At 55.5% G+C, this 20,288-nt stretch carries 17 protein-coding genes; 7 read left to right on the top strand and 10 right to left on the bottom strand.

The features are described from left to right. The 5 genes from QJ48_RS13170 to QJ48_RS13190 all read right to left on the bottom strand — a co-directional run. Nucleotides 1-726: MFS transporter (locus QJ48_RS13170; RefSeq protein WP_157261618.1), on the bottom strand; the 726-nt coding region annotated here is incomplete at its 3' end. A 190-nt stretch (nt 727-916) separates the two neighbouring features. Then, complete coding sequence (locus QJ48_RS13175; protein ID WP_054974037.1) at nt 917-1,678, bottom strand: metallophosphoesterase; 762 nt, start codon at nt 1,676-1,678, stop codon at nt 917-919. A 125-nt stretch (nt 1,679-1,803) separates the two neighbouring features. Next, complete coding sequence (locus QJ48_RS13180) at nt 1,804-2,778, bottom strand: ATP-binding cassette domain-containing protein (RefSeq protein WP_054974038.1); 975 nt, start codon at nt 2,776-2,778, stop codon at nt 1,804-1,806. Nucleotides 2,779-2,828: 50 nt separating this feature from the next. Further along, entirely contained in the window at nt 2,829-3,620 is a 792-nt protein-coding gene (locus tag QJ48_RS13185) for an ABC transporter permease (protein WP_054974039.1), read from the bottom strand. Continuing rightward, a complete protein-coding gene (locus QJ48_RS13190; RefSeq protein WP_054974040.1) occupies nt 3,617-4,393 on the bottom strand; it encodes an ABC-2 family transporter protein in 777 nt (258 codons plus the stop codon). Before QJ48_RS13190 ends, QJ48_RS13185 begins: the two co-directional genes overlap by 4 nt. A gap of 365 nt (nt 4,394-4,758) precedes the next feature. On the opposite strand from QJ48_RS13190, the gene QJ48_RS13195 reads away from it, so the two are divergent. The 6 genes from QJ48_RS13195 to QJ48_RS13220 all read left to right on the top strand — a co-directional run bounded on the left by QJ48_RS13195 (nt 4,759) and on the right by QJ48_RS13220 (nt 11,495). Beyond that, a complete protein-coding gene (locus QJ48_RS13195; protein ID WP_237762901.1) occupies nt 4,759-6,441 on the top strand; it encodes a CapA family protein in 1,683 nt (560 codons plus the stop codon). Nucleotides 6,442-6,654: 213 nt separating this feature from the next. Beyond that, nucleotides 6,655-7,749, top strand: a complete 1,095-nt coding sequence (locus tag QJ48_RS13200; RefSeq protein ID WP_054974041.1) for a Fe(3+) ABC transporter substrate-binding protein — start codon at nt 6,655-6,657, stop codon at nt 7,747-7,749. A 2-nt stretch (nt 7,750-7,751) separates the two neighbouring features. Next, entirely contained in the window at nt 7,752-9,404 is a 1,653-nt protein-coding gene (locus QJ48_RS13205; protein WP_054974042.1) for an iron ABC transporter permease, read from the top strand. Beyond that, nucleotides 9,401-10,042 carry an ABC transporter ATP-binding protein gene (locus tag QJ48_RS13210; protein ID WP_054974043.1) on the top strand — a complete coding sequence of 214 codons (642 nt, stop codon included), beginning with the start codon at nt 9,401-9,403 and terminating at the stop codon, nt 10,040-10,042. Before QJ48_RS13205 ends, QJ48_RS13210 begins: the two co-directional genes overlap by 4 nt. 93 nt (nt 10,043-10,135) lie before the next feature. Further along, nucleotides 10,136-10,726 carry a TVP38/TMEM64 family protein gene (locus QJ48_RS13215; RefSeq protein WP_054974044.1) on the top strand — a complete coding sequence of 197 codons (591 nt, stop codon included), beginning with the start codon at nt 10,136-10,138 and terminating at the stop codon, nt 10,724-10,726. 136 nt (nt 10,727-10,862) lie between these two features. Then, nucleotides 10,863-11,495 carry a fumarylacetoacetate hydrolase family protein gene (locus QJ48_RS13220; RefSeq protein WP_054974045.1) on the top strand — a complete coding sequence of 211 codons (633 nt, stop codon included), beginning with the start codon at nt 10,863-10,865 and terminating at the stop codon, nt 11,493-11,495. Nucleotides 11,496-11,542: 47 nt separating this feature from the next. On the opposite strand, the gene QJ48_RS13225 is transcribed toward QJ48_RS13220, so the two are convergent. Further along, complete coding sequence (locus tag QJ48_RS13225) at nt 11,543-12,733, bottom strand: HD-GYP domain-containing protein (protein WP_237762902.1); 1,191 nt, start codon at nt 12,731-12,733, stop codon at nt 11,543-11,545. Between the two features lie 139 nt (nt 12,734-12,872). On the opposite strand from QJ48_RS13225, the gene QJ48_RS13230 reads away from it, so the two are divergent. Next, entirely contained in the window at nt 12,873-13,709 is an 837-nt protein-coding gene (locus tag QJ48_RS13230) for a DUF92 domain-containing protein (RefSeq protein WP_157261619.1), read from the top strand. A gap of 185 nt (nt 13,710-13,894) precedes the next feature. Here the strand turns inward: QJ48_RS13230 and QJ48_RS13235 are convergent, their stop codons facing one another. From QJ48_RS13235 to pepF, 4 genes are all read right to left on the bottom strand, one after another. Continuing rightward, entirely contained in the window at nt 13,895-16,339 is a 2,445-nt protein-coding gene (locus tag QJ48_RS13235) for a beta-propeller domain-containing protein (protein ID WP_054974047.1), read from the bottom strand. Nucleotides 16,340-16,485: 146 nt separating this feature from the next. Next, nucleotides 16,486-17,784, bottom strand: a complete 1,299-nt coding sequence (locus QJ48_RS13240; protein ID WP_054974048.1) for a GGDEF domain-containing protein — start codon at nt 17,782-17,784, stop codon at nt 16,486-16,488. Nucleotides 17,785-17,966: 182 nt separating this feature from the next. Continuing rightward, entirely contained in the window at nt 17,967-18,317 is a 351-nt protein-coding gene (locus QJ48_RS13245; protein ID WP_054974049.1) for a lipopolysaccharide assembly LapA domain-containing protein, read from the bottom strand. 81 nt (nt 18,318-18,398) lie between these two features. After that, nucleotides 18,399-20,189, bottom strand: a complete 1,791-nt coding sequence (pepF, locus tag QJ48_RS13250; RefSeq protein ID WP_082420486.1) for an oligoendopeptidase F — start codon at nt 20,187-20,189, stop codon at nt 18,399-18,401. Between the last annotated feature and the right edge of the window lie 99 nt (nt 20,190-20,288).

Consider the following 20,288-nt stretch of genomic DNA (forward strand, 5'->3'; position numbering starts at 1 on the left):
CTGCTGGACGAACAGCGGGAGAAGCGGCATGACGCTGAGCAGCGAGAATTGGATTAAGAAGGTGACGGAGTACAGCGAAGGAAGCTGCGAAATACGCCGCAGTTCGTTGAACGCCGCCAGCATGGACTGCTTCGGCTTCTGGAGCGCTTTTTTCGCATCGAACGTTTCCTTCACCAGCAGCGCTGCAAGCAGCGAGGCGGCGAAGAGCGTAGCGCCCGTCACGAAGAAAATGTTGCGGAACCCGATCCATTCCGCCAGCAGCCCGCCGAGAAACGGCCCGAGAATCGATCCGGCGACGGCGCCGGATTGCAGCGTGCCCATCGCGAAGCCGACCTTCTCCCGCGGCGTGGTAGCCGACATAAGCGCGACTCCTGCGGGCACGAAGCCGGACACCGTACCGTTCAAGAGCCGGAGCAGCAGCAGATGCCAAGCGCTGGTCGAGAAGCCCATCAGCGTCATGACGATCGCCATGCCGAAGCCGGAGCGCAGCAGCATCACCTTGCGTCCGTACCGGTCGGCGAGTCCGCCCCAGATCGGTTGAAAGATAAAGGAGGTGACGAAATTCCCCGCAAAGATGACTCCGGCCCAAGTAGCAACGCTATGAGGATCATGAAGGCCCAGCTCCTGCAAATATAAAGGCAAAAAAGGAACAATCATAGTCATGCCGGCCATGACCAAAAATTGTCCCACCCATAATACGATTAAGTTAACCTGCCATTTCGCCACGCGAGTTCGCCTCTTTTCAAGCTGACCATCGCATGCAAACCGAATAACATGTTTGCCGTCATCTGTGTGCTGGTCCATGTAATGTAACGTTCGACATGTTTCGAGTATACTCTCATTACTTCTGCGATGCAAACGTGTTCGGGGCAAGGGGACGATGGGTTGTCCCGGGCGTACGACGAAGACCAGCCCGTTATTTCTGTTCGATCCCGCTGCGAATTTCGCCGACGAACCGCTCCAGATTGGGCAGGCCGACACGTTCGGCGATGGCGACGGCTTTCTCGACGTCATAAGGCACGCGGACGAGCTGTACGGAGAACGGAGCAGGCTCCAGACAGGCCGGATGCGACGTCTCTCCTTCCAGAATGGCATAGCTCGCATAAGGGAGCCCGTCGTAAGGTGCGCCGACGCTGCCGGTGTTGAAGAGCAGCAGACCTTGTCCTTCCTTCGACTTCAGCGTCTGGACGTAAGGAACGTGGATATCCCCGTAGCCGATGACGTCCGGCATCAGCTCCGTGCCCGCAAAGCCGCCCGTTTGATCCGTATTTTGGAACATTGCTAGCTTTTCCTTCTTATTAGCTTTACGGAGCACGCGATGATAAATGCTTTGCGCGGAAGCATGAAAAAGACGGACGCGGCGTCCGCTTAGCCGGAGCTCCGCGGAAAACGGCAGCTCGCGCAAGTAGCGGAGCCGCTCGGTCCCGAGCAGGCGCTGCTGCCACAGGCCCGTTTCCTTGTCCTGCGGGTTGTTGATGCCGTGATCCCAGTTGCCCTGCACCGTCGTTTCGCACAGCTCGCGAATGCGGTCCACCGCCTCGCACGGCTGCGGCCCTTTGCCGACCAGATCGCCGAGGCAGACGATGCGCCGGATACGGCGGCGGCGAATATCACCAATTACCGCCTCCAGCGCCGGTAAGTTGCCGTGGATGTCGGAAATGACGGCAATGTTGTCCATGATGTAAGGTTCCTCCTGTTTCTGTAGCACCCAAGTGGCTGATCCTTCCATTATAGCACATGCAAAGAACCTTCGGAGAACGGTATTCTCGGAAGGTTCTTATTTTTTGCCGCTTTGTCGGCGTCCTAGTACACTTTATGAATGATCTCTTCGAAATCCGGCTCCTCCATATGAACGTCCCGGGCCGTTCCATATCGCTCCAGCCGGCGGAGCACCTCCAAGGCGGGCAGCTCCTGCCGGTTGAAATGGACGGTCAGCTCGCAGCCGTTCGCTTCCGCGACGGTGAAGCCCGACTCCGGCTCCGCGGCATCGTCCAGAGAAACCTCGGCTTCAAACGATACGCGCAAAATCGTCGGCAGTCCGATGCGCTCCCGCAGCTCGCCGATCGTTCCGTCGTACGCCAGCGACCCGTGGTTGATCACCATGACGCGGTCGCAGAGCTGCTCGATGTCGTCCATATCGTGGGTCGTCAGCAGCACCGTTTTGCCGAGCTCCCGGTTTACTTTGGACAGCAGCCCGCGAATGTTGCGTTTGGCGATGACGTCCAGTCCGATGGTCGGCTCGTCGAGGAACAGGATGTCCGGCTCGTGCAGCAATGCGGCGGCAAGATCGGCCCGCATCCGCTGGCCGAGCGACAGCTTGCGGACCGGCGTATGGGCGAATTCGCCGAGGCCGAGCAGCCCGTCCAGCTCTGCCAGCATCCGCTGCTGCCGCTGCCGGTCGATGCGGTACATGGCGCACAAAATATCGAACGAATCGCGTACGGGCAAGTCCCACCACAGCTGGCTGCGCTGGCCGAAGACGACGCCGAGCCGGGAAACGACCCGGCGGCGGTCCTTATGCGGGCTCATGCCGTCGATCCGCACCTCGCCCGAGGTCGGGTGCAGAATACCGGTCAGCATTTTGATCGTCGTCGATTTTCCGGCGCCGTTCGGACCGATATAGCCGACGAACTCACCCGGGCCGACCGTGAAGCTGATATCGCGGACCGCCGTTTTTTGCGCACCGTTTCCGGTCACGGCCGCTTTGATCCGCTCCCACCGGCTTAAATGGGGGGCGGGAATGCGAAAGCTTTTATGTAAATGCTTAACCTCTATCATCGGTTCATTCGCTCCTTTCAGATCTGGAAGTCATGGAAGTCCTAGTAAAATCAGCTTCCGCTGCTCTGGTAGCGGCTCAGGCCGAACCGCCAAAACCGCAGCATGAGCCAAAGGAACACGACGGCAAAAGCCATGACGGCCGGCAGCAGCCACCAGCCGAACTTGCCTTTCACGATATATAGCGCCGGCATGTAGTTTGCCATCCCGACGGGGATCAAGGTGAGCAGCAACGTTCGCAGCCATCCGGGATACAGCTCCATCGGATACTGCACGGCTTTATTTGCGGCATCTTCCGTTAAATTTTGCAGTTCGCTGACCCGTGTCGTCCAGAAGCCAAACGTTGCGGTGCCGAGTCCGATGGCGAACAGAAGCACCGCGCCCGTCACCAGAACAACGACGGTGAGCGGAATGGCGGCTGCGGTCACTTGTCCCGAGCTTATCATATGTCCTAAACAAAGCGTCAGGATGATGCCGCCCTGCACCCATTCGCCGAGCATCAGGCGGAAATTTTGCGACATCAGCGCCAGCAAGACGGGAATCGGTCGAACGAGTAGCTGGTCCAAATCGCCGGAGACCAAATATTTTTCCAGATGGTGCACGTCGTTGGCGAAGCTGCGGTAGAGCGCTTTGGAAAGCAGGATGGTGGCGTATAAATAGCCGATTTCGTACAAGCTCCAGCCTTGAATCGAGTCGAATTTCCATAAAATCACGGAAAGCAGCAAAAAGTCCATCACACTGACAAGAGCCGCGAGCACGGTGGATAGCCAGAAATTGAATTTGTACTGCATCCGGCTGCGGACGCTGGCTTTGACCAGCAGCAAAAACATGCGTACCGTGCTCATCCGCCCTGCACCTCCACTTTATTTCGCACAATAGCGGTAGCGGCGAGACAAAGCGCAGTGAACAGTACGCACCACAAAAGGCCGCCGTACATTTCGGACGGGGAAGCGAGGCCCAAATAAATTTTGCTTGGAATGTACTGCATGTACGGATAAGGCGTCATGTAAGCGATGCGCTGAAGCCATTGCGGCAGCCATTCGATCGGAATGAGAAAGCCGGAAAGCACGCTTGAGATGGAATTGTGAACCCAAAACAGCCAAGTCGATTCGGTAGTCCAGAGGGCCGTTACGCCGATGAGGTAATTCACGCAAATATTCATATAGGCGGCCATCGCGAGTGCCGTGGTGAAAGCAAGCCAGGTGCCGGTATTGTGCGGAACCGGAATCGAGAGCATCCATATGTAAATCAGGTAGATAGGGATCGTCTTGTAGAGCAATTGGTAGCCGATTTGTCCCCATTCGCGGCACATGAGCTGGTAAAACAGATGAACCGGACGCATCAAGTCGGTTGCGATCTGTCCGGTACGTACGGAGCGCTCGATCCCAAGTCCGTTGGTCACGAACAACGTAACCCACAGCGTCGCTTGGTTCAGCGCGACATAATGGATGACGGTTTGCAGGCTGTAGCCGTGCATGCCGTCTTGCTGTCCGATGCCCTGCCAAATCGAGACGTAGATCAGCCCGAACACGATGCTGGCAACCGTATTGACTGCATGGGATAAACGGTACTGCAGATTGCGTGCGAACGCTTTCTTCATTAAGACAGGGAAAAGCATAGACACCTCCGTAAGCTTGGATTGGAGCTTTGCTGGTAACGGCAGCGAAGTCCGGTTCGCCGGGTTCGGCGAGGGATGAGGCGGATTGAGGTGAGTTGCCTAAAAAGTCGAGAGAAAATCTATATTACCAGAATAAGGGGGGGCTTGGCAATCGTTTTTTTTAGGTATTTGTGCCCCATGACCACGGGCGGGTGATTTGCTATAATGGGAAAGAAAAGAGAACATATGCGCTGATTCGCAGCGGGATAGGATAGGGGTAGGTTACGATTCAGAAGGAACCGGTTGATACGGAGCAATCGCGTAAGGAAAAGCATGAACAGGAGAAGGAGCAAAAGCAGAAAAGAACGCTCTGGATAAAAATTGGCTTGTTAAGCCTCATCACGGTTGGCGCCTTCGCATATTTGATTCAAAAGCTGGACCCTCCGCAGGAAGGGGACAAAGGGGGCGGGCTGGATTTGCCTCCGAAGATCGAAGCGATGTCCAAGCCGCCCGCGACGACGACTCCGGGCGTCACTCCAGAGAAGCCGCCGGCAGCGGAGAGCGGTGCGGGGACGGCTCCTCAGGAGCAATCCGCGAGCGTCAAGCTCACGTTCGTGGGCGATGTCATGTTCGGCAGCAAGGTGGATGACCTGCTCCAAAAGAACGGCTACGATTATCCGTACAAGCATGTCAAGCCGTACTTGGAGAAGGCGGATATTACGGTGGCGAATCTGGAAACGCCGATCACGACAAGAGGCGCGGCCCAGGAGAAAGAATACGTGTACCGTTCGTCGCCGGAGTCGCTGCCGGAATTGAAGCGTGCGGGTGTCGATCTGGTCAATCTGGCCAACAACCACAGCATGGACTATGGCGTCGAAGGGCTGCTCGATACGCTGGATTATCTTGATGCCCAGGACATCAAGCACGTCGGTGCGGGCCGGAATTCGGACGAAGCGTATGACTATGTGATTATGGAGCAAAAAGGCATGAAGATCGCCTTCCTCGGCTTCAGCCGGGTCATACCTGATACGAGCTGGTACGCCGGCAAATCGAAGCCGGGGATGGCGGAAACCTACAGCACGAAGCTTGCGTTTGAAGCCATCGCCAAAGCGAGAGCCGAGGCGGATCTGGTCGTCGTCATCGCCCATTGGGGAGAAGAGCGCAAGGCGTACCCGGTCAAGTCGCAGACTGATCTGGCAAGGCAGTATATCGATCAGGGAGCGGATCTCATCGTCGCCAGCCACCCGCATGTTGTCCAAGGCTTCGAGCAGTACAAGGGCAAATGGATCGCCTACAGCATGGGCAATTTTATATTTACGACCAATGACAATCCGAATACTTGGGAAAGCATGATTTTGGAAGCATCCTGCACCAAGGAGCGAAGCTGCGATCTAAGCATGGTGCCGATTCTGACCAAGTGGGCCCAGCCGGTCCCGATGGTCGACGAGGCCCGGGACCAGCTGTTCGAGAAGCTGACGAGCTTGTCCGTCAATGCGCAGATCGACAAGGAAGGGCGGATTACGCTTGGGGAGACCCGCACGATTCCGTCCGAACCGGAAGAGAAGCCGCCTGTGAAGAAGGAGACGGGCATCGTCGACGGTACGTCCAAAACGGCCGTTAAACCGCCTGCGGACGGGACGAAAAAGCCTGCCGATTCCGGCAAAGCAGCCGATCCGAAGAAGGCCGAGCAGGGCAAGAAGTCCGAGACCGGGAAGACAACGGAAACGGGCAAGAAGCAGGATGCGGATAAGGCGAAGGAATCCGGCAAGTCAGGTGAATCCGGGAAGACGCAGGGGACCGGCAAGACACAGGGGACTGGGAAGACAGGGGAATCCGGCAAAGGCGCGGAGAGTAAGAAACCGGCTGAGGACGGGACAAAATCTTCCGGGGGGACGCGCAAATCTTCGGAGGATTCCAAGAAAACCTCTGAAGATCCCAAGAAACAGACCGATGCCAAAAAACAGACCGATTCCAAAAAGACGAACGAATCTTCGAAGTCCTCCGGCGAAACCCGCAAGACGGAGGAAGACCGGAAAACATCCGGCGATACAAAATCATCGGGTCCATAATTTAGTAAGGCTTAAAGAACGGCTGTCCCACAGGGCAGCCTTTTTGTTATGAAATTAACCGCGGGTAAAAAAAATGACTTAAAACCATATTTTTCCTCCCTGGTTACCATATAATACCGATTGACAGTTGGTTCGGGCGAATGCTAAAATCCGAATCGAAGCAATATGATAATGATTCTCATTACCAATTAGACAAAAAAAGGGGACACGATGATGAAACAGCGTAAGGTTTTAACTTCCGTTATGGCGGCCGTTCTGAGCTTGGGACTTATGGCAGGCTGCGGAACGACGCCGCAAAACGCGGAGCAGGGCAAGCCGCAGGATGCGAAGACGGGAGCTCCGGAAACAAAGAAAGAGCAGGCCGTTAACATTTATACGGCGAGGCACTATGAAGTAGACGATGTTTTGTACGCCAAATTTACGGAGAAGACGGGCATTAAAGTAAACGTTGTCAAGGCCAAAGCCGAAGAATTGATCGAACGGCTGAAGCGCGAAGGACAAAGTACTTCGGCGGACCTGTTCATCACGGTGGACGGTGGCGTACTCAACAATGCCAAGGTAGAGGGAGTTCTGCAGCCCGCTCAGTCCGAGGCAATCGACAAGAACGTACCGAAGCAGCTTCGGGATAAAGATAACCAGTGGATTGGCTTATCCACCCGCGCACGCGTACTTGTATATGCCAAAGACCGTATCAAGCCGGATCAGCTATCAACCTATGAAGACATAGCCACGGATAAATGGAAAGGCAAGGTTCTGGTCCGTTCTTCCACCAGTTTGTACAATCAATCGCTCCTCGCTTCCCTGATCGAGCTGAATGGCGAGGCTAAAGCGGAAGAGTGGGCAAAGGGCATCGTCTCCAACCTCGGACGCGCACCGGAAGGCGGCGACCGCGATCAAGCGAAAGCAATCGTAGCAGGCGCTGGTGATGTTGCCATCATGAATACTTATTATTTCGGGCAATTGCTGAACTCCAAGGATCCGGAGGAAGTGAAAGTCGCGCAGAAGCTCGGAGTGTTCTTCCCGAATCAACAAACGACCGGAACACATATCAACATCAGCGGGGCCGGGCTGGTCAAGCACAGCAAGAACAAAGACAACGCCGTGAAGCTTATCGAGTATTTAACGGGCGAGGAAGCGCAGGCGCTTATGTCCAAGGAAAATTATGAGTTTCCGGTTAATCCCAAAGCCGAGAAACCCGAACTGCTGAAATCGTGGGGCGAGTTCAAAACACAGCAGTTGGACTTCGCAAAGCTCGGGGAGCATAACAAAAAAGCGATCGAGATCTCAAATAAAGTAGGCTGGAAATAAGAATGCGTTTGACTACAGCGCTCAGGGGCATCCGACAGTATGCGAACGGCTGGCTTTACGCCAGCCTGCTCGGGGCGGCTGCAATATTGCTGCCGTTGCTTACGATCTTAATTTCCTTGTTTCATCCGCCAAATGAAAACTGGACGCACATCAAGCAGTTTATGCTGCGGGATTATGTGCTCCAGTCCGTTTGGCTTGTGCTGTTTTCAAGCTTCTTTACGCTGCTTATCGGGGTATTGCTGGCTTGGCTTGTCGCCGCTTACGATTTTCCGCTCAAGCGGTTTTACCGCTGGGCGCTCGTGCTGCCGCTGGCTGTCCCGCCCTATATTGCCGCCTACACTTACGGCACGATGACAAGCTACACCGGATTTATTCAGACGACGCTGCGCAGTGCGTTCGGGTGGACGCCGGATCCGAAGTGGTTCGGAATTCTGTCCATGCGAGGCGCGGTCATTGTCTTCGCGCTTTTTCTGTTTCCTTATGTTTATATGATTACGAGATCGTTTTTGGAAAGACAGAGCGGTTCGTATATCGAGAATGCGAGGCTGCTGGGCCGAAGCTCGACCGCCATCTTCTTCCGCATCGTGCTCCCGATTGCCCGCCCGGCGATCGTTGGCGGCGTCATCCTGGTCATTTTTGAAGTGCTCAGCGATTACGGGGTGGCAAGCTACTTCGGCATTCAAACGATATCGGTGGCGATTTTTCAGACTTGGTTCGGCATGTACGATGTCGATTCCGCGATCCGGCTGGCGGCCTGGCTTATGGCCGGGGTCATCGGGCTGTTCGTCTTCGAGCGGCTGCTTCGCGGGCGGCGGCGTTACGCCGCTACCACAAGCAAGTCCAGGCCGCTGTCGGTCATAAAGCTTCGCGGGATGCGCGCAGCGGGCGCTAGCATGTTGTGCGGCTTTATCTTTTGCTGTTCCTTTCTGATCCCGTTTCTGCAGCTTGTTGTGTGGGCGACCTGGAGCTACCGCGATGTCCTGACTCCTGCTTTTTACGAGCTGACGGGCAATACGGTGCAAGTCGCTCTCTTGGCCACCGCCATGATTATGGTGATGTCCGTGATCACAGCGAATACCTGCCGCTTGCAGGCCAATACGTTTACCTATGTGCTTGCCCGGCTGGTCACGGCCGGCTATTCCGTTCCCGGAGCCATTATCGCAATCGGCGTGCTTGCCTTGTTCATCGGATTAGATCACCTGCTGGCGCCGCTGTATGTGCGCATGAGCCTCGGAGAAACGCCGCTTGTCCTCAGCATGTCGGTCGTCATGCTGGTGGCCGCCTATGTCGTCCGTTTTATGGCCACCGGATATAATGCGACGGAATCGGGATATGAGAAGATCGGGACGAAATATACGGAAGCGTCCCGGCTGCTCGGGTTGGGAATGACCCATACGTTTCTTCGAGTGGAACTCCCGCTGATCAAAGGGGCTTTGCTCAGCGGGCTTATCTTAACCTTTGTGGAGATCGTGAAAGAGCTGCCTCTTGCGCTGCTTCTCCGTCCTTTTAATTTTGAAACGTTGGCCACCAAGACGTATCAATACGCCAGCGACGAACGGATCTACGAGGCGGCCGTGCCATCGCTTTTCATCATCGGCGTCAGTATGATCTCGGTCCTGATCTTTCATCATCTAGGGAAGAAGTTGGAATCATGAACATTGTCGAAATCCGCGAACTGTCATTCGCCTATTCGTCCAAGCAGAAACCGGTCATCGATCGGTTGTCCTTTTCAATAGAAAAAGGGGAGATTGTAGGAATATTGGGGCCTAGCGGAAGCGGAAAAAGCACGTTGCTGCGTCTTGTAGCCGGTTTGGAGGCCCCAGTCGGAGGCTCTATCGTGATCTCGGGACGTACGGTCGTCGATGAGACGACGTTCGTGCCTCCCGAAACCCGGGGCGTCGGTATGGTATTTCAAGACTACGCCTTGTTTCCTCATCTGAATACGGCCGACAATATCGCGTTTGGCCTGCATCGGCTTGGCAAAGCGGAACGTTCGGCGCGGCTGCGGGAGATGCTGGAGCTGGTGCAGCTCTCGGAGCTTGCGAAGCGTTATCCGCATGAACTGAGCGGAGGACAGCAGCAGCGCGCCGCTTTGGCTCGGGCGCTGGCCCCGAGACCGTCAGTTCTGCTGATGGACGAACCGTTCAGCAATCTCGATGCCAGCCTCAAAGCGACAATTCGCAGCGAGCTCCGGGATATTTTGCGCAGGGCGGAGATGACATGTCTGTTAGTCAGTCATGATCTTCAGGACGTGGAGGCGATTTGCCACCGCACGGTAACGATGCACGGATGATTCCGGAGCCTTCCGCCGAGCGTGATCGGCCAGGCAAGTTGCGATTGGTTTCACAGGGGAGTATAGTGGAAGTATAGAGGTGAAACGACACGTATGAGCTGGAAGGAAACCATCTCCCGTTTAAGCTGGCAGGACATTGAGCATTGGCTGAAGCAGTATGAGGCGTTAGGACCGCTGCCCGGTATTATCGGTCCGATGATCGAAGCTTTCATTCCTGCTCTGCCGTTAGTGGCGATTCTGATTGCGAACGTGAATGCATATGGACTTGGCGAAGGCTTCCTGCTGTCATGGATCGGCGTCGTCGCGGGGGCGCTCTGCGTATTCTTGATTTTCCGTAAATTCGGCGCGCGGTTTCGCGGCTGGATCGAGCGCAAGTACCCTGCATCCCGGAAATTCATTCACTGGCTCGAAACGCATGGCTTCACCCCGATTTTTTTACTCGCCTGCTTTCCCTTTACGCCTTCTTCTTTGGTGAATATTGTGGCAGGGCTGTCCAAGGTGCCGCTGCATACGTTTATCGTTGCGACCATCCTTGGCAAAGGGGTCATGATATTTCTGGTGTCGTTTGCGGGCCACGATCTGGCCAATCTGCTGCGGCAGCCATGGAAAATTGCGCTGATCGTCGCTGTGTTCGTCATCATGTGGCTGTTTGGCAAAAAAGTGGAATCCAAATATTTCAAATAAACGTCCGCTTCGTTTCCGACGAGTTGTCATCGGGGGAGGCGGGCGTTTTTTGCGTTCCGTAAGCGTTGAGATTCCCCCAAGCCGGGCTTATAATGAAGGCGGACTCTTATTTTAACGGAAAAGGAACGATCCGAATATGAACGAATCGATTCGCAACATTTATTGCGTAGGACGCAATTACGGACTGCATGCGGTGGAGCTTGGCAACGATATTCCGGAGGAGCCGATGATTTTTACGAAGCCGACACATGCGCTGGCGGCGATTGACGGCGGCGAAATCGAGCTGCCCGGCGGGCGGGGCGAGGTGCACTACGAAGCCGAGCTGGTGCTCCGCATCGGACAAGCGTATAAAGAGGGCGTCACCGTGGACGAGCTGGTGGACCAACTGGCGCTAGGAATCGATTTTACCCTGCGGGACGTGCAATCGGCGTTGAAAAAGAAAGGCCACCCCTGGCTCCCGGCCAAAGGGTTTAAAGGCTCGGCGGCGCTGACCGGATTCCGTCCGTTTCCCGGGTTCGAGCAAGTCAAACAGATAGAGTATTCCTTGAACCGGAACGGTCTGGAAGTACAGCGGGGGAACCTGAACGACATGATTTTTGACCTGCAGGTGATCGTGGATTATATCGCCGCACATTATGGCTTGGGCGAAGGGGATATCATTTACACTGGCACGCCTGCGGGCGTTGGGGCGGTGAACGACGGGGACCGCTTCGAGCTGTTCTGGGGAGAGCAGGCTTTTGGTGCTTTTACAGCAAGGATCGGGAAGTAGCGGGTCCCGGCTCGGAAAGCGATCTGCCGCAGCCGGCTTCCGGACGATCACGCCTCGGAGGCCGGGCTGGACAGGGCCACGTCGGAATAACGTTTTCGGACTTCCAAAAGCTTGGGCAGCTGTTCCATGAACACATCGACGATCTGCGGGTCGAAATGAGCGCCGCGCTCCTCCTCAAGCAGCTTCAAAATCGGATCCAGCTCCCAAGCCTTCTTGTAGATACGTTCGCTGCCGAGCGCGTCGAATACGTCGGCAATCGCTGTAATGCGTCCGTAAATGTGGATTTGTTCCCCGCGAAGACCGCGAGGATAGCCGCTACCGTCCCATTTCTCATGATGCTCGAGAGCGACGATTGCAGCCGCTTTCAGGATGCGGCGCTTTGAATTTTTCAGCAGGCTGTAGCCGATCGTCGTATGCGATTTCATGACGTCGAATTCTTCGGCCGTCAGCTTCCCGGGCTTCTTGAGGATGGCGTCGGGGATGGCGACTTTACCGATGTCATGCATAGGGGAGGCGTTCTTCAGCAGCTCGGCTTCCTCTTCGCTCATTCCGAGGCCGAGTGCAAGGAGGTACGAATATTCGGCGACACGCTTGACGTGATTGCCCGTCTCCTTGGAGCGGTTCTCGCCGATTTCGCCCATTGTAAAAATAATTTCCTTCTGCGTTTCCTCGATTTCGTGAGACAACAGGGCCGATTCCAGCGATTTTCCCGCATACGAAGCGGCCAGCGTCAAATATTCCAAATCTTTCTGCGAAAATTGCCCGCTTTTCGTGAGCTTGTTCATCGCTTGGAAAGCTCCCGTGATTTCGCCTTCGTTGTTGCGGAACGGGACGACCATCAGCGCTTTCGTGCGATAGCCGGTTATGCCGTCCATGATGATGGCGCCGCTTCTCAGCACCTCCGCAAACTCTTCGTTCGCATAAGCGTCGTCAACAAAGATCGGACGGCCCTCCCGGACGGCCAGACCGACCAGGCCTGAATGGACGGATATCCGAAGCGGGGGCACCTCATGGGCGACGGTGGAATACAGCTCGTCCTTGTCGCGATCCAGCAGCCAGACCGTACAGCGGTCGGAGACAACCATCTCCCGTCCCATGTCCGCCATCAGCATCAGCAGGCGGTCCAGCTTGCGCTCGTTGCAGATTTTGGCGGCATAATCGAAGATCACCCGGAGCATTTCCTGCGGTTCGAGGTCTTCTTTGGCCTGTCTCTCTTCTTTATCGTGCGCCTCGTACAACGCTTCTCTCTCCCCGGTACCTTTTTTCCATCTCAAGTCAAATCATATTATAATGGCAATAGGTCTGTAAACATAGGACTGTCGAAAAACGTAATTTTTTGCGATCCTATTCATGGGGTTGGAAGGGGGCTCGGATGAGTTGCAGCATTGGATCATCGGATTGGCAGGAAGCGTTCTGATTGCCGGAGCGGCGTACAGGAAACGTTCGCTGTCCGGATCGGGGTTCGCCGCGGCGGTCCTGCTCGGAACGCTGATGTATGCGGCAGGAAGCTTGGCTTGGTTCGGGACGCTGATTGCTTTTTTTATCTCGTCTTCGTTGTTGTCGAAGTACAAGAGCAAGAAGAAGGCAGCCGCCGAGAGCGGCTACGCCAAATCCGGTCGGAGGGATGCCGGCCAGGTGCTTGCCAACGGCGGCCTGGGGCTCGTTCTTTGTCTGGGAGCCGCATTCGTACCGCATCCGGCTTGGTGGGCGGTCTACATCGGCGTGATGGCGACGGTGACTGCGGACACGTGGGCAACGGAGATCGGCGGCCTCAGCCGGACGGCTCCGCGCTCCATCGTCAGCGGCCGTCCGGTGCCTTCGGGCACTTCCGGCGGCGTATCGGCGCTCGGACTTGCCGCATCCGCGGCCGGCGGCTTGTTTATCGGAGCCGTCGCATGGGCGCTGGCGGCGCTGCAGCCGGAGCAGGCAGGGGACGTCTCCGCTTGGGAAGCTTCCGTCCGGTCGGCGGCCGGCCTGTGCGTCCTTGGGCTGGTTGGGGGCCTCGCCGGGTCGCTGGCCGACTCGTGGCTCGGGGCGGTGGTTCAGGTCATGTACCGCTGCCGCGTTTGCGGGAAAGAAATCGAAAAAAACCGCCACTGCGAGGCAGCGGCGGTTCGAATCCGGGGGTTGGCGTTCATGACCAACGACACGGTTAACGCTTTAAGCTCGGCGTTTGGCGGCGCCGTGACTCTCGTACTCTCGCTGTGGCTGTAACAGCGGTTTAATCCTCTTCCTTGCGGGAATAAGCGAGCTTCGTTACATACATGGTGATGCCCGAGATAAGCAAAGCGACGATAATGCTGATAACGATAACGGTAGCTACCATGGCTTAAGCAGTCCTCCAAGCGGATAAATGTCACTTCGGACATTGTACCCCATGGAGGACAAAAAGCCAACCGTTACGGATTGCGCGGCTTCCAGGCCGGAAGCTGCAGCGAGCCGACTTCGCGCAGTGTGTTCAAATCGTTCGCTTTCAGCATGTCGGGCGAGGACGAATACAGCGTATCGCCGATATACAGCAGGCGCTCGATATTGCGTTCGCTGCCGTACCAGTGCTGGCCCGCTTTGTTCATATCGTCTCCCGTCAAGTGCGTAATCTTGCCGCGAAGCTGGAAGCCTTTTTGCAGGTCCAGCCCGTAAACGTAAGCGCCTTGGAAGGTGAAATCCCCGTATTTCGATGCGTTTTCCTGTGTGTTGGCACCGGTCTTGTCTTTCAATTCCGCAACAGTGACCGGGAAGGCCAGCAGCGACTTCTCCTTGGAAAACAGCAGCGCTTTATGATTGTGCAGCAGCGGCGATTCGGTCCCCCGGTCGCCGATCGTTTCCTTGAACAGCTCCTTCGGATTCGCCACATCGGATACATCGAACAGGGCAAGCTTCATGCCTTGATAGAAAGCGACCGTATCCGAGCCGTCGCCTTTCTTGTTAGCCACCTCCACAGCTTCTTTGCCGAAGCCGATCAGATGGTTCTCGTCGTACGGATGCAGGTAGTCGCTGTAGCCCGGAATTTTCAGCTTGCCGAGCATGGCCGGCGCTTGAGGGTTGCTCAGATCCAGGACAAACAGCGGATCGGTATTTTTGAACGTCACCATATAGGCGCGGTTCCCGGCATAGCGTACGGAATAGATGCGCTCGCCCGGCGCCAGTCCTTCCAGCTTGCCGACGACGCTTAGCGATTCGTTCAGCACATACACGTTATTTTTCGACGTATGCTCGTCGTTCCGCCACATGTCGCCGCTGGTGGTGGCGATGCGGAAATAGCCGTTGTGCTCATCCATCGAAAATTGGTTCAGCGCATGTCCCGGCACCTTGCCGCGTCCGACATACCGGACCGTTCCATTATCCATGCCGAATTTGTAAATAGCGCTCGTCATGTTAAGCGGCGCGGGGATGAAGGTGCTCTTGCCGTCCGCCTGCACCGTCTGCTCATTTTCTTTCACCGGCTCATACTCGCTCACGGTGACATACAGGTTGTCGGGAGAAGCGTAGACGTTTTGACCGGAGCCGAGGTAGCTCGTCACCTGCATTTTTTGATCGGGCTTGCTGAGCTTGAGGCCGCCGATCAGCAAGTAGTTCGGCTCGACGGCTTTCGGGAAGTACCGGATATCTTCGTAGCCGATTGTAATAAATTGGTCTCCGGCAGCGGAGTCGCGGTAGGCCGGCAGCGATTCGTTCGCCTGCTTCGCGGCGGAGTCCGCCTCTTGGCGCATGATCCAGAAATAGTTCATCGATTTGTTCGTTATGACGTATAGCGAATCGCCGATTTTGCGCGAAGAGACGTAATGCCCTTCCAGCTCTGCCTCGCGGACTTGCTTCAGCTGGGTCCGGTCGCCAAGCTCGTAAACGATCGTCTTCGTCGTCGAGCGGGTCGGACGTCCGGGCCATACGACCATCTTCTTGGCCTCTCCGATGCTCGGCTCTACAGAAACCGCCGGGCTGGCGTCATAAGGAACCGGTCCCGGCTTCTCGTACGTCGGATAGGACGTGTTGCCTACAACGACGAGATAGTTGTTATCGACGTACAGCTCCTGCGGATAGAAATTCGGGTCCGCCCAGTAGACAGTGCTGACGACGCTCATGCTTTCGGCCGGATAGGCTTTCGTCACGAGAACGCGGTCGCGATTCACTTGATAGATGTAGGTGCCGTCCGACTTGATGACGTCCGCTTCATCGACGCCCTGCACCTGCACGTTTGTGCCGGAGTAGGCGGGAGCCGCTGCGTCGGAAGCCTGCTTGGCGGCACTGCCGGCGGCTTGCGGTGCGGCAGCGGACGATTTCTCGGTGACCGCTACCGCATTATCGCCCAGTAAGATCATGCCACGTCCGCTGCCGTGAACGGCGGCGGATTCCTTAAGCAGCGCTTCCATCCGTTCCTGCGAACCGACGGTCGGCAAGCTTTTGTCCGCATCGGCAATCGTTACGCGCTTGTTCGGACCGTCCCAATAAACGTTAAAATCGAACGATTCGCTGAAAAAGCGCAGCGGTACCAAAATATTTCCATTATCGAGCGCGGGCGCTTCGTCCAACGTGACGGCTTCGCTTCCGCGGAAAGCTTCCTTGCTGTCCAGCCGAAGCTTGATCGAGCGATCCGCTTTGCTTGCCGTGGCCGAGCGTTCGGCTTCGTCCCATTGTACCTTTACTCCGAGCGCATCCGACAGCTCGCGAAGCGGCACCATCAGCGTGTTTCCGATCAATCGGGGCTGTACGGACAAGCTGACGGGCTGCCCGTTTAGCGTCAGCGCGATGGCTTGCCCCGTGTCCGCCGCGACCGATAACGGCGCCGGGGAGACGGAAGTAAGGAGCGTCAATGCCAACATGCCTGCAAAGAGTGTTCTTTTCTGCACTTGCTTTTCCTCCTTTGATGTTTCGTACCCTCTTTGTACCCTTTTTGGAACATCTTCTTGTTCACCCCTACTGACGTGCCCCCCGAAGAAATTGTTTCATCAAAAACCGCTCTTTTCCAAAAAGAAAAAGAGCGGTATGTGCCGATTTATTCGTCGCCATAAGCTATAGCCCGGTTCCGCCCTTCCTGCTTGGCCCGATAGAGCGCCTTGTCCGCGCGGATAATCAGCTCCCGCAGCGAGACGTTGCGTACGGGAATCATCGTCGCAACTCCCAGACTCGCGGTGACGAAGGAAGAGACGGCGGAGCCGCGATGAGGGATGCGCAGCCGTTCCACCTCCGAGCGCATTCGCTCGGCCACGTAAAGCGCGCCCCGGCCGTCCGTAACCGGCAGTACGATGACGAATTCCTCTCCGCCGTATCTTGCAATCATGTCGCCCGGGCGCTTGGCTGCGTGGCGCATTGCTTCGGCTACATATTGGAGGCAGGCATCACCGTCATGATGTCCGTAGGTGTCGTTATAGCGCTTGAAATAGTCGATATCGAGCAGAATAACGGAAAGCGGCGTGGAGAAGCGCATGGCATGCCGCCATTCCTTGGCAAACCGCTCATCGAAAAACCGCCGGTTGGCGAGCCCGGTCAGCGCGTCGATCGAAGAAATTTTTTGCAGCAGCTCGTTGGTTTTCATCAGCTGCTGTTCCGTTTGCTTGCGCGAAGAGATGTCTCGTGAGATGCAGATTACCGTTTGTCCGTTTTCCGAGTCGTGTTCGTTCCCGGTAATCCGTCCGCTTGTTTCAAACCAGACGTAGCCGCCGTTTTTCGTGCGAATCCGGTACGAGATCAAAGGCAGCTCCGGCGCCGTCTCCATCGGGGCCGTAATTCCGGGGATTTTCGTCAAATCCTCGGGATGAAACAAATCGTAGACGTTTTTCCCGATCAATTCCACGGGCTCGTACCCCAGCAGAGCGCGGCAAGAAGGGGAGATGTACAAAATACGGCCCGACAAATCGTGCATCGACACAACGTCCGTGCTTTGCTCAATGAGAGTCCGGTAAAGAGAATCGCTCCCTGCATCGCTCTCCAGAATTTGCACAAACAGAGCAGCCGGCTGTCCGGTTGGCGGGGGGACGACGGGTGCCGTGACGGAGCACCGGATCGGCATGCCATCGCTGCGGATAAGCCTTGCTTCGAACGGATGAGATACGGTCATTCCGTTGGCCAAATCCTTCATTATGCTATGAATCTGCTTTCTATCGTCGGGATGAATAACAGGTTCCCAAGGCATGCCGTTCAACGCCTCTTCGGGATAGCCGATTTGCTTGCCGAATGCAGGATTGACGCGAAGAAATAGGCCTTCTTCCGAGAAGAAAGCCATACCGTTCGCGGATAGCCTAAACGCGCTGAAATATAATTGGGTTTGCTCTGCATTCGTCCATTGATCAACCATGCTGCCGGCATCCTTCCTGCATGGATTACGTCCTAGTAACTAGGAAAATCGTTCCATAAACTCGCACTTACTATATTAATGAAAGTGGAGTTTTTGATCAATGAGGATGGAATGGTTATGGCAGATTTAATATAAATTTTACTATTTCTTGACTATTTATAAAAACGATCGGCAAAAACCGTTTATTTGTTTGAGCTATTTCCGTGTTCCGCATGTTCCAAGTCCGTATCTGCGGAAAGAAACGCCCGGCTTCCCGCGTCTTCGGTAACGGTCAGAGCTTGCTCGGAGGACGTCTCGTTCAGCCGTTTCTCAAGCTGCTTGATCGTACGCTGCAGCTTGAGCTGGCGGAACAAGCCGATCAGAAAGGCAATCAAGCCGCCGAGCAGGGTAGATCCCAGAATGACCAGAATAAGCGGAATGTCGGCTTGGGTGAATAAAAAGTTCACGCGGACGGGCTCTACGTTAATAACGGCGAATACCGCGGTAATAAGTGCAAAAAGCAACGTGCTGATCAACATCCATTGGGCTCTCATCGAAATCGTCTCCTTTTGACTGCTGCATGAAGGGCAAAAAGGCCGAGCCGGGCAATACCGGACTCAGCCTGCGTCGGCGGCTTACTTCGCCAGTGCTTCCATTTGCTCCAGAAGCTCTTTGAATACGCTCATCGCCTGTTTGATCGGTTCCGGCGTCGACATATCCACGCCTGCCTTCTTCAAGATATTGATGGAGTAGTCGCTGCTCCCGCTTTTCAAGAAGCCGAGATAGCGGTCGACGGCCGGCTGGCCCTCGTCCAAAATCTGCTTCGCGAAGCTGGTGGCAGCCGAGAAGCCGGTGGCGTATTTGTACACGTAAAAGCTGTTGTAGAAATGGGGAATGCGCGCCCATTCCATCTCGATGTCCTGATCTACCGCCATATCCTTGCCGTAATACTGTACGTTCAGATCGTAGTAGATTTGGCTCAACAGCTGCGGGGTAAGCGTTTCGCCTTGCTCCGCTTTTTCGTGAATGATCTTCTCGAACTCGGCAAACATGGTTTGCCGGAATACCGTCGTCCGGAACTGGTCCATGTAGTAGGTGAGCAGGTACATTTTTTCTTTCTTGTCCGTCGACTTCTTCAGCAGGTAATCCATCAGCAACGCTTCGTTCAGCGTGGATGCGACTTCCGCGAGGAAAATCGTGTATTGCGCGTAGCGATAAGGCTGATTCGCGTCCGACAAGTAGGAGTGGAGCGCGTGGCCCATCTCATGCGTCAACGTGAACATGCTGTTCAGGTTGTCCTTGTGATTCAGAAGCACGTACGGATGGGTGCCGAATGCGCCCCAGCTGTAGGCGCCGTTGCGCTTGCCCTCGTTCTCGTAAATGTCGATCCAGCCGCCTTCGAAGCCCTCCTGCAGGGTTTTCAAATACTCTTCGCCGAGCGGTTTCAAGCTTTCCTTGACCGTTTTCTTCGCTTCCTCGTACGTGATCTCCAGGTCGTATTCTTCGACCAAAGGAGCGAACAGGTCGTACATGTGCAGCTTGTCGACCTTCATCAGCTTGCGGCGCAGCTCCATGTAGCGGTGCATGAGCGGCAGCGACTCGTGAATCGTGTCGATCAGGTTCGTGTACACTTCCTTCTTGATGTTGTCACCGAACAGCGACATTTCCAGGGTGGAAGGGTACTTGCGAATCTTGGAGTAAAAAATATTTTTCGTCACATTGGCGGCAAGCGTCGAGGCGATCGTGTTCTTTTGCTTGGCATAGGTGGCGTACATCGCTTCGAAAGCTTGCTTGCGGACGTCGCGGTTGCGGCTTTCGAGAAATTGGATGTACCGGCCGTGCGTGAGCTCGACTTCTTCGCCTTTTTCGTTTTTCACCTTCGGGAACTTGATATCGGCGTTGTTGATCATGCCGTAAATCGTACTCGGCGCTTGCGACAGATTACCGACCTGGGCCAGCAGCGCCTCCTCCGCTTTGCTGAGCACGTGCTGCTTCTCGCGGATCAGCTCTTCGAGCGTCCTTTTGTAGAAGGCGAGCTGGGGATCGTTCACCAGCTTCTGCAGCTGGTCGTCCGACAAGCTCAAAATTTCCGGAGAAATGAACGAGGTCGCTTCACCGGCTTCGACGCTTAATCTTTTCGATTTATCGGATAAGGCCTGATATGTAGGGTCCGCCATGTCCTCGTGATGCTTCATGTTGGCGTAGACGTACAGACGCTCGGTATATAGGGAGATTTTATCCTCCAGCTCAAAGCACTGCTTGATGGCCGCCGGGTCGTTCAGCTTGCCGTGAAAGCGGCCAATTTCCTTCAGCGCGTTTTTCGCTTCTTGATGCTCTTGATCCCATGCCTGCTGGTTCGGAAAAAGGTCTTCCAGGTTCCAACGGTGTTCCGCAGGAACGTCGCTCCGCTTCGGTACTTGATTCATGGGAGCCCTCCTTGTCAAATGAAATGGTTTAGCCGCATGATTCGCGGCCGCCGCCGATCCGATCAGAACACCGGAGAGCAGCGCGCCGGACAGCAGCAA

This window comes from Paenibacillus sp. A3, from assembly GCF_001399685.1.
Taxonomy (GTDB): Bacteria; Bacillota; Bacilli; order Paenibacillales; family NBRC-103111; genus Paenibacillus_G.

Excerpts from the sequence above, each read along its gene's own strand:
- QJ48_RS13175 (WP_054974037.1), bottom strand. The coding sequence starts at position 1,678 with ATGGACAACATTGCCGTCATTTCCGACATCCACGGCAACTTACCGGCG.
- QJ48_RS13180 (WP_054974038.1), bottom strand. The coding sequence starts at position 2,778 with ATGATAGAGGTTAAGCATTTACATAAAAGCTTTCGCATTCCCGCCCCC.
- QJ48_RS13185 (WP_054974039.1), bottom strand. The coding sequence starts at position 3,620 with ATGAGCACGGTACGCATGTTTTTGCTGCTGGTCAAAGCCAGCGTCCGC.
- QJ48_RS13190 (WP_054974040.1), bottom strand. The coding sequence starts at position 4,393 with ATGCTTTTCCCTGTCTTAATGAAGAAAGCGTTCGCACGCAATCTGCAG.
- QJ48_RS13200 (WP_054974041.1), top strand. The coding sequence starts at position 6,655 with ATGAAACAGCGTAAGGTTTTAACTTCCGTTATGGCGGCCGTTCTGAGC.
- QJ48_RS13205 (WP_054974042.1), top strand. The coding sequence starts at position 7,752 with ATGCGTTTGACTACAGCGCTCAGGGGCATCCGACAGTATGCGAACGGC.
- QJ48_RS13210 (WP_054974043.1), top strand. The coding sequence starts at position 9,401 with ATGAACATTGTCGAAATCCGCGAACTGTCATTCGCCTATTCGTCCAAG.
- QJ48_RS13215 (WP_054974044.1), top strand. The coding sequence starts at position 10,136 with ATGAGCTGGAAGGAAACCATCTCCCGTTTAAGCTGGCAGGACATTGAG.
- QJ48_RS13220 (WP_054974045.1), top strand. The coding sequence starts at position 10,863 with ATGAACGAATCGATTCGCAACATTTATTGCGTAGGACGCAATTACGGA.
- QJ48_RS13240 (WP_054974048.1), bottom strand. The coding sequence starts at position 17,784 with ATGGTTGATCAATGGACGAATGCAGAGCAAACCCAATTATATTTCAGC.
- QJ48_RS13245 (WP_054974049.1), bottom strand. The coding sequence starts at position 18,317 with ATGAGAGCCCAATGGATGTTGATCAGCACGTTGCTTTTTGCACTTATT.
- pepF (WP_082420486.1), bottom strand. The coding sequence starts at position 20,189 with ATGAATCAAGTACCGAAGCGGAGCGACGTTCCTGCGGAACACCGTTGG.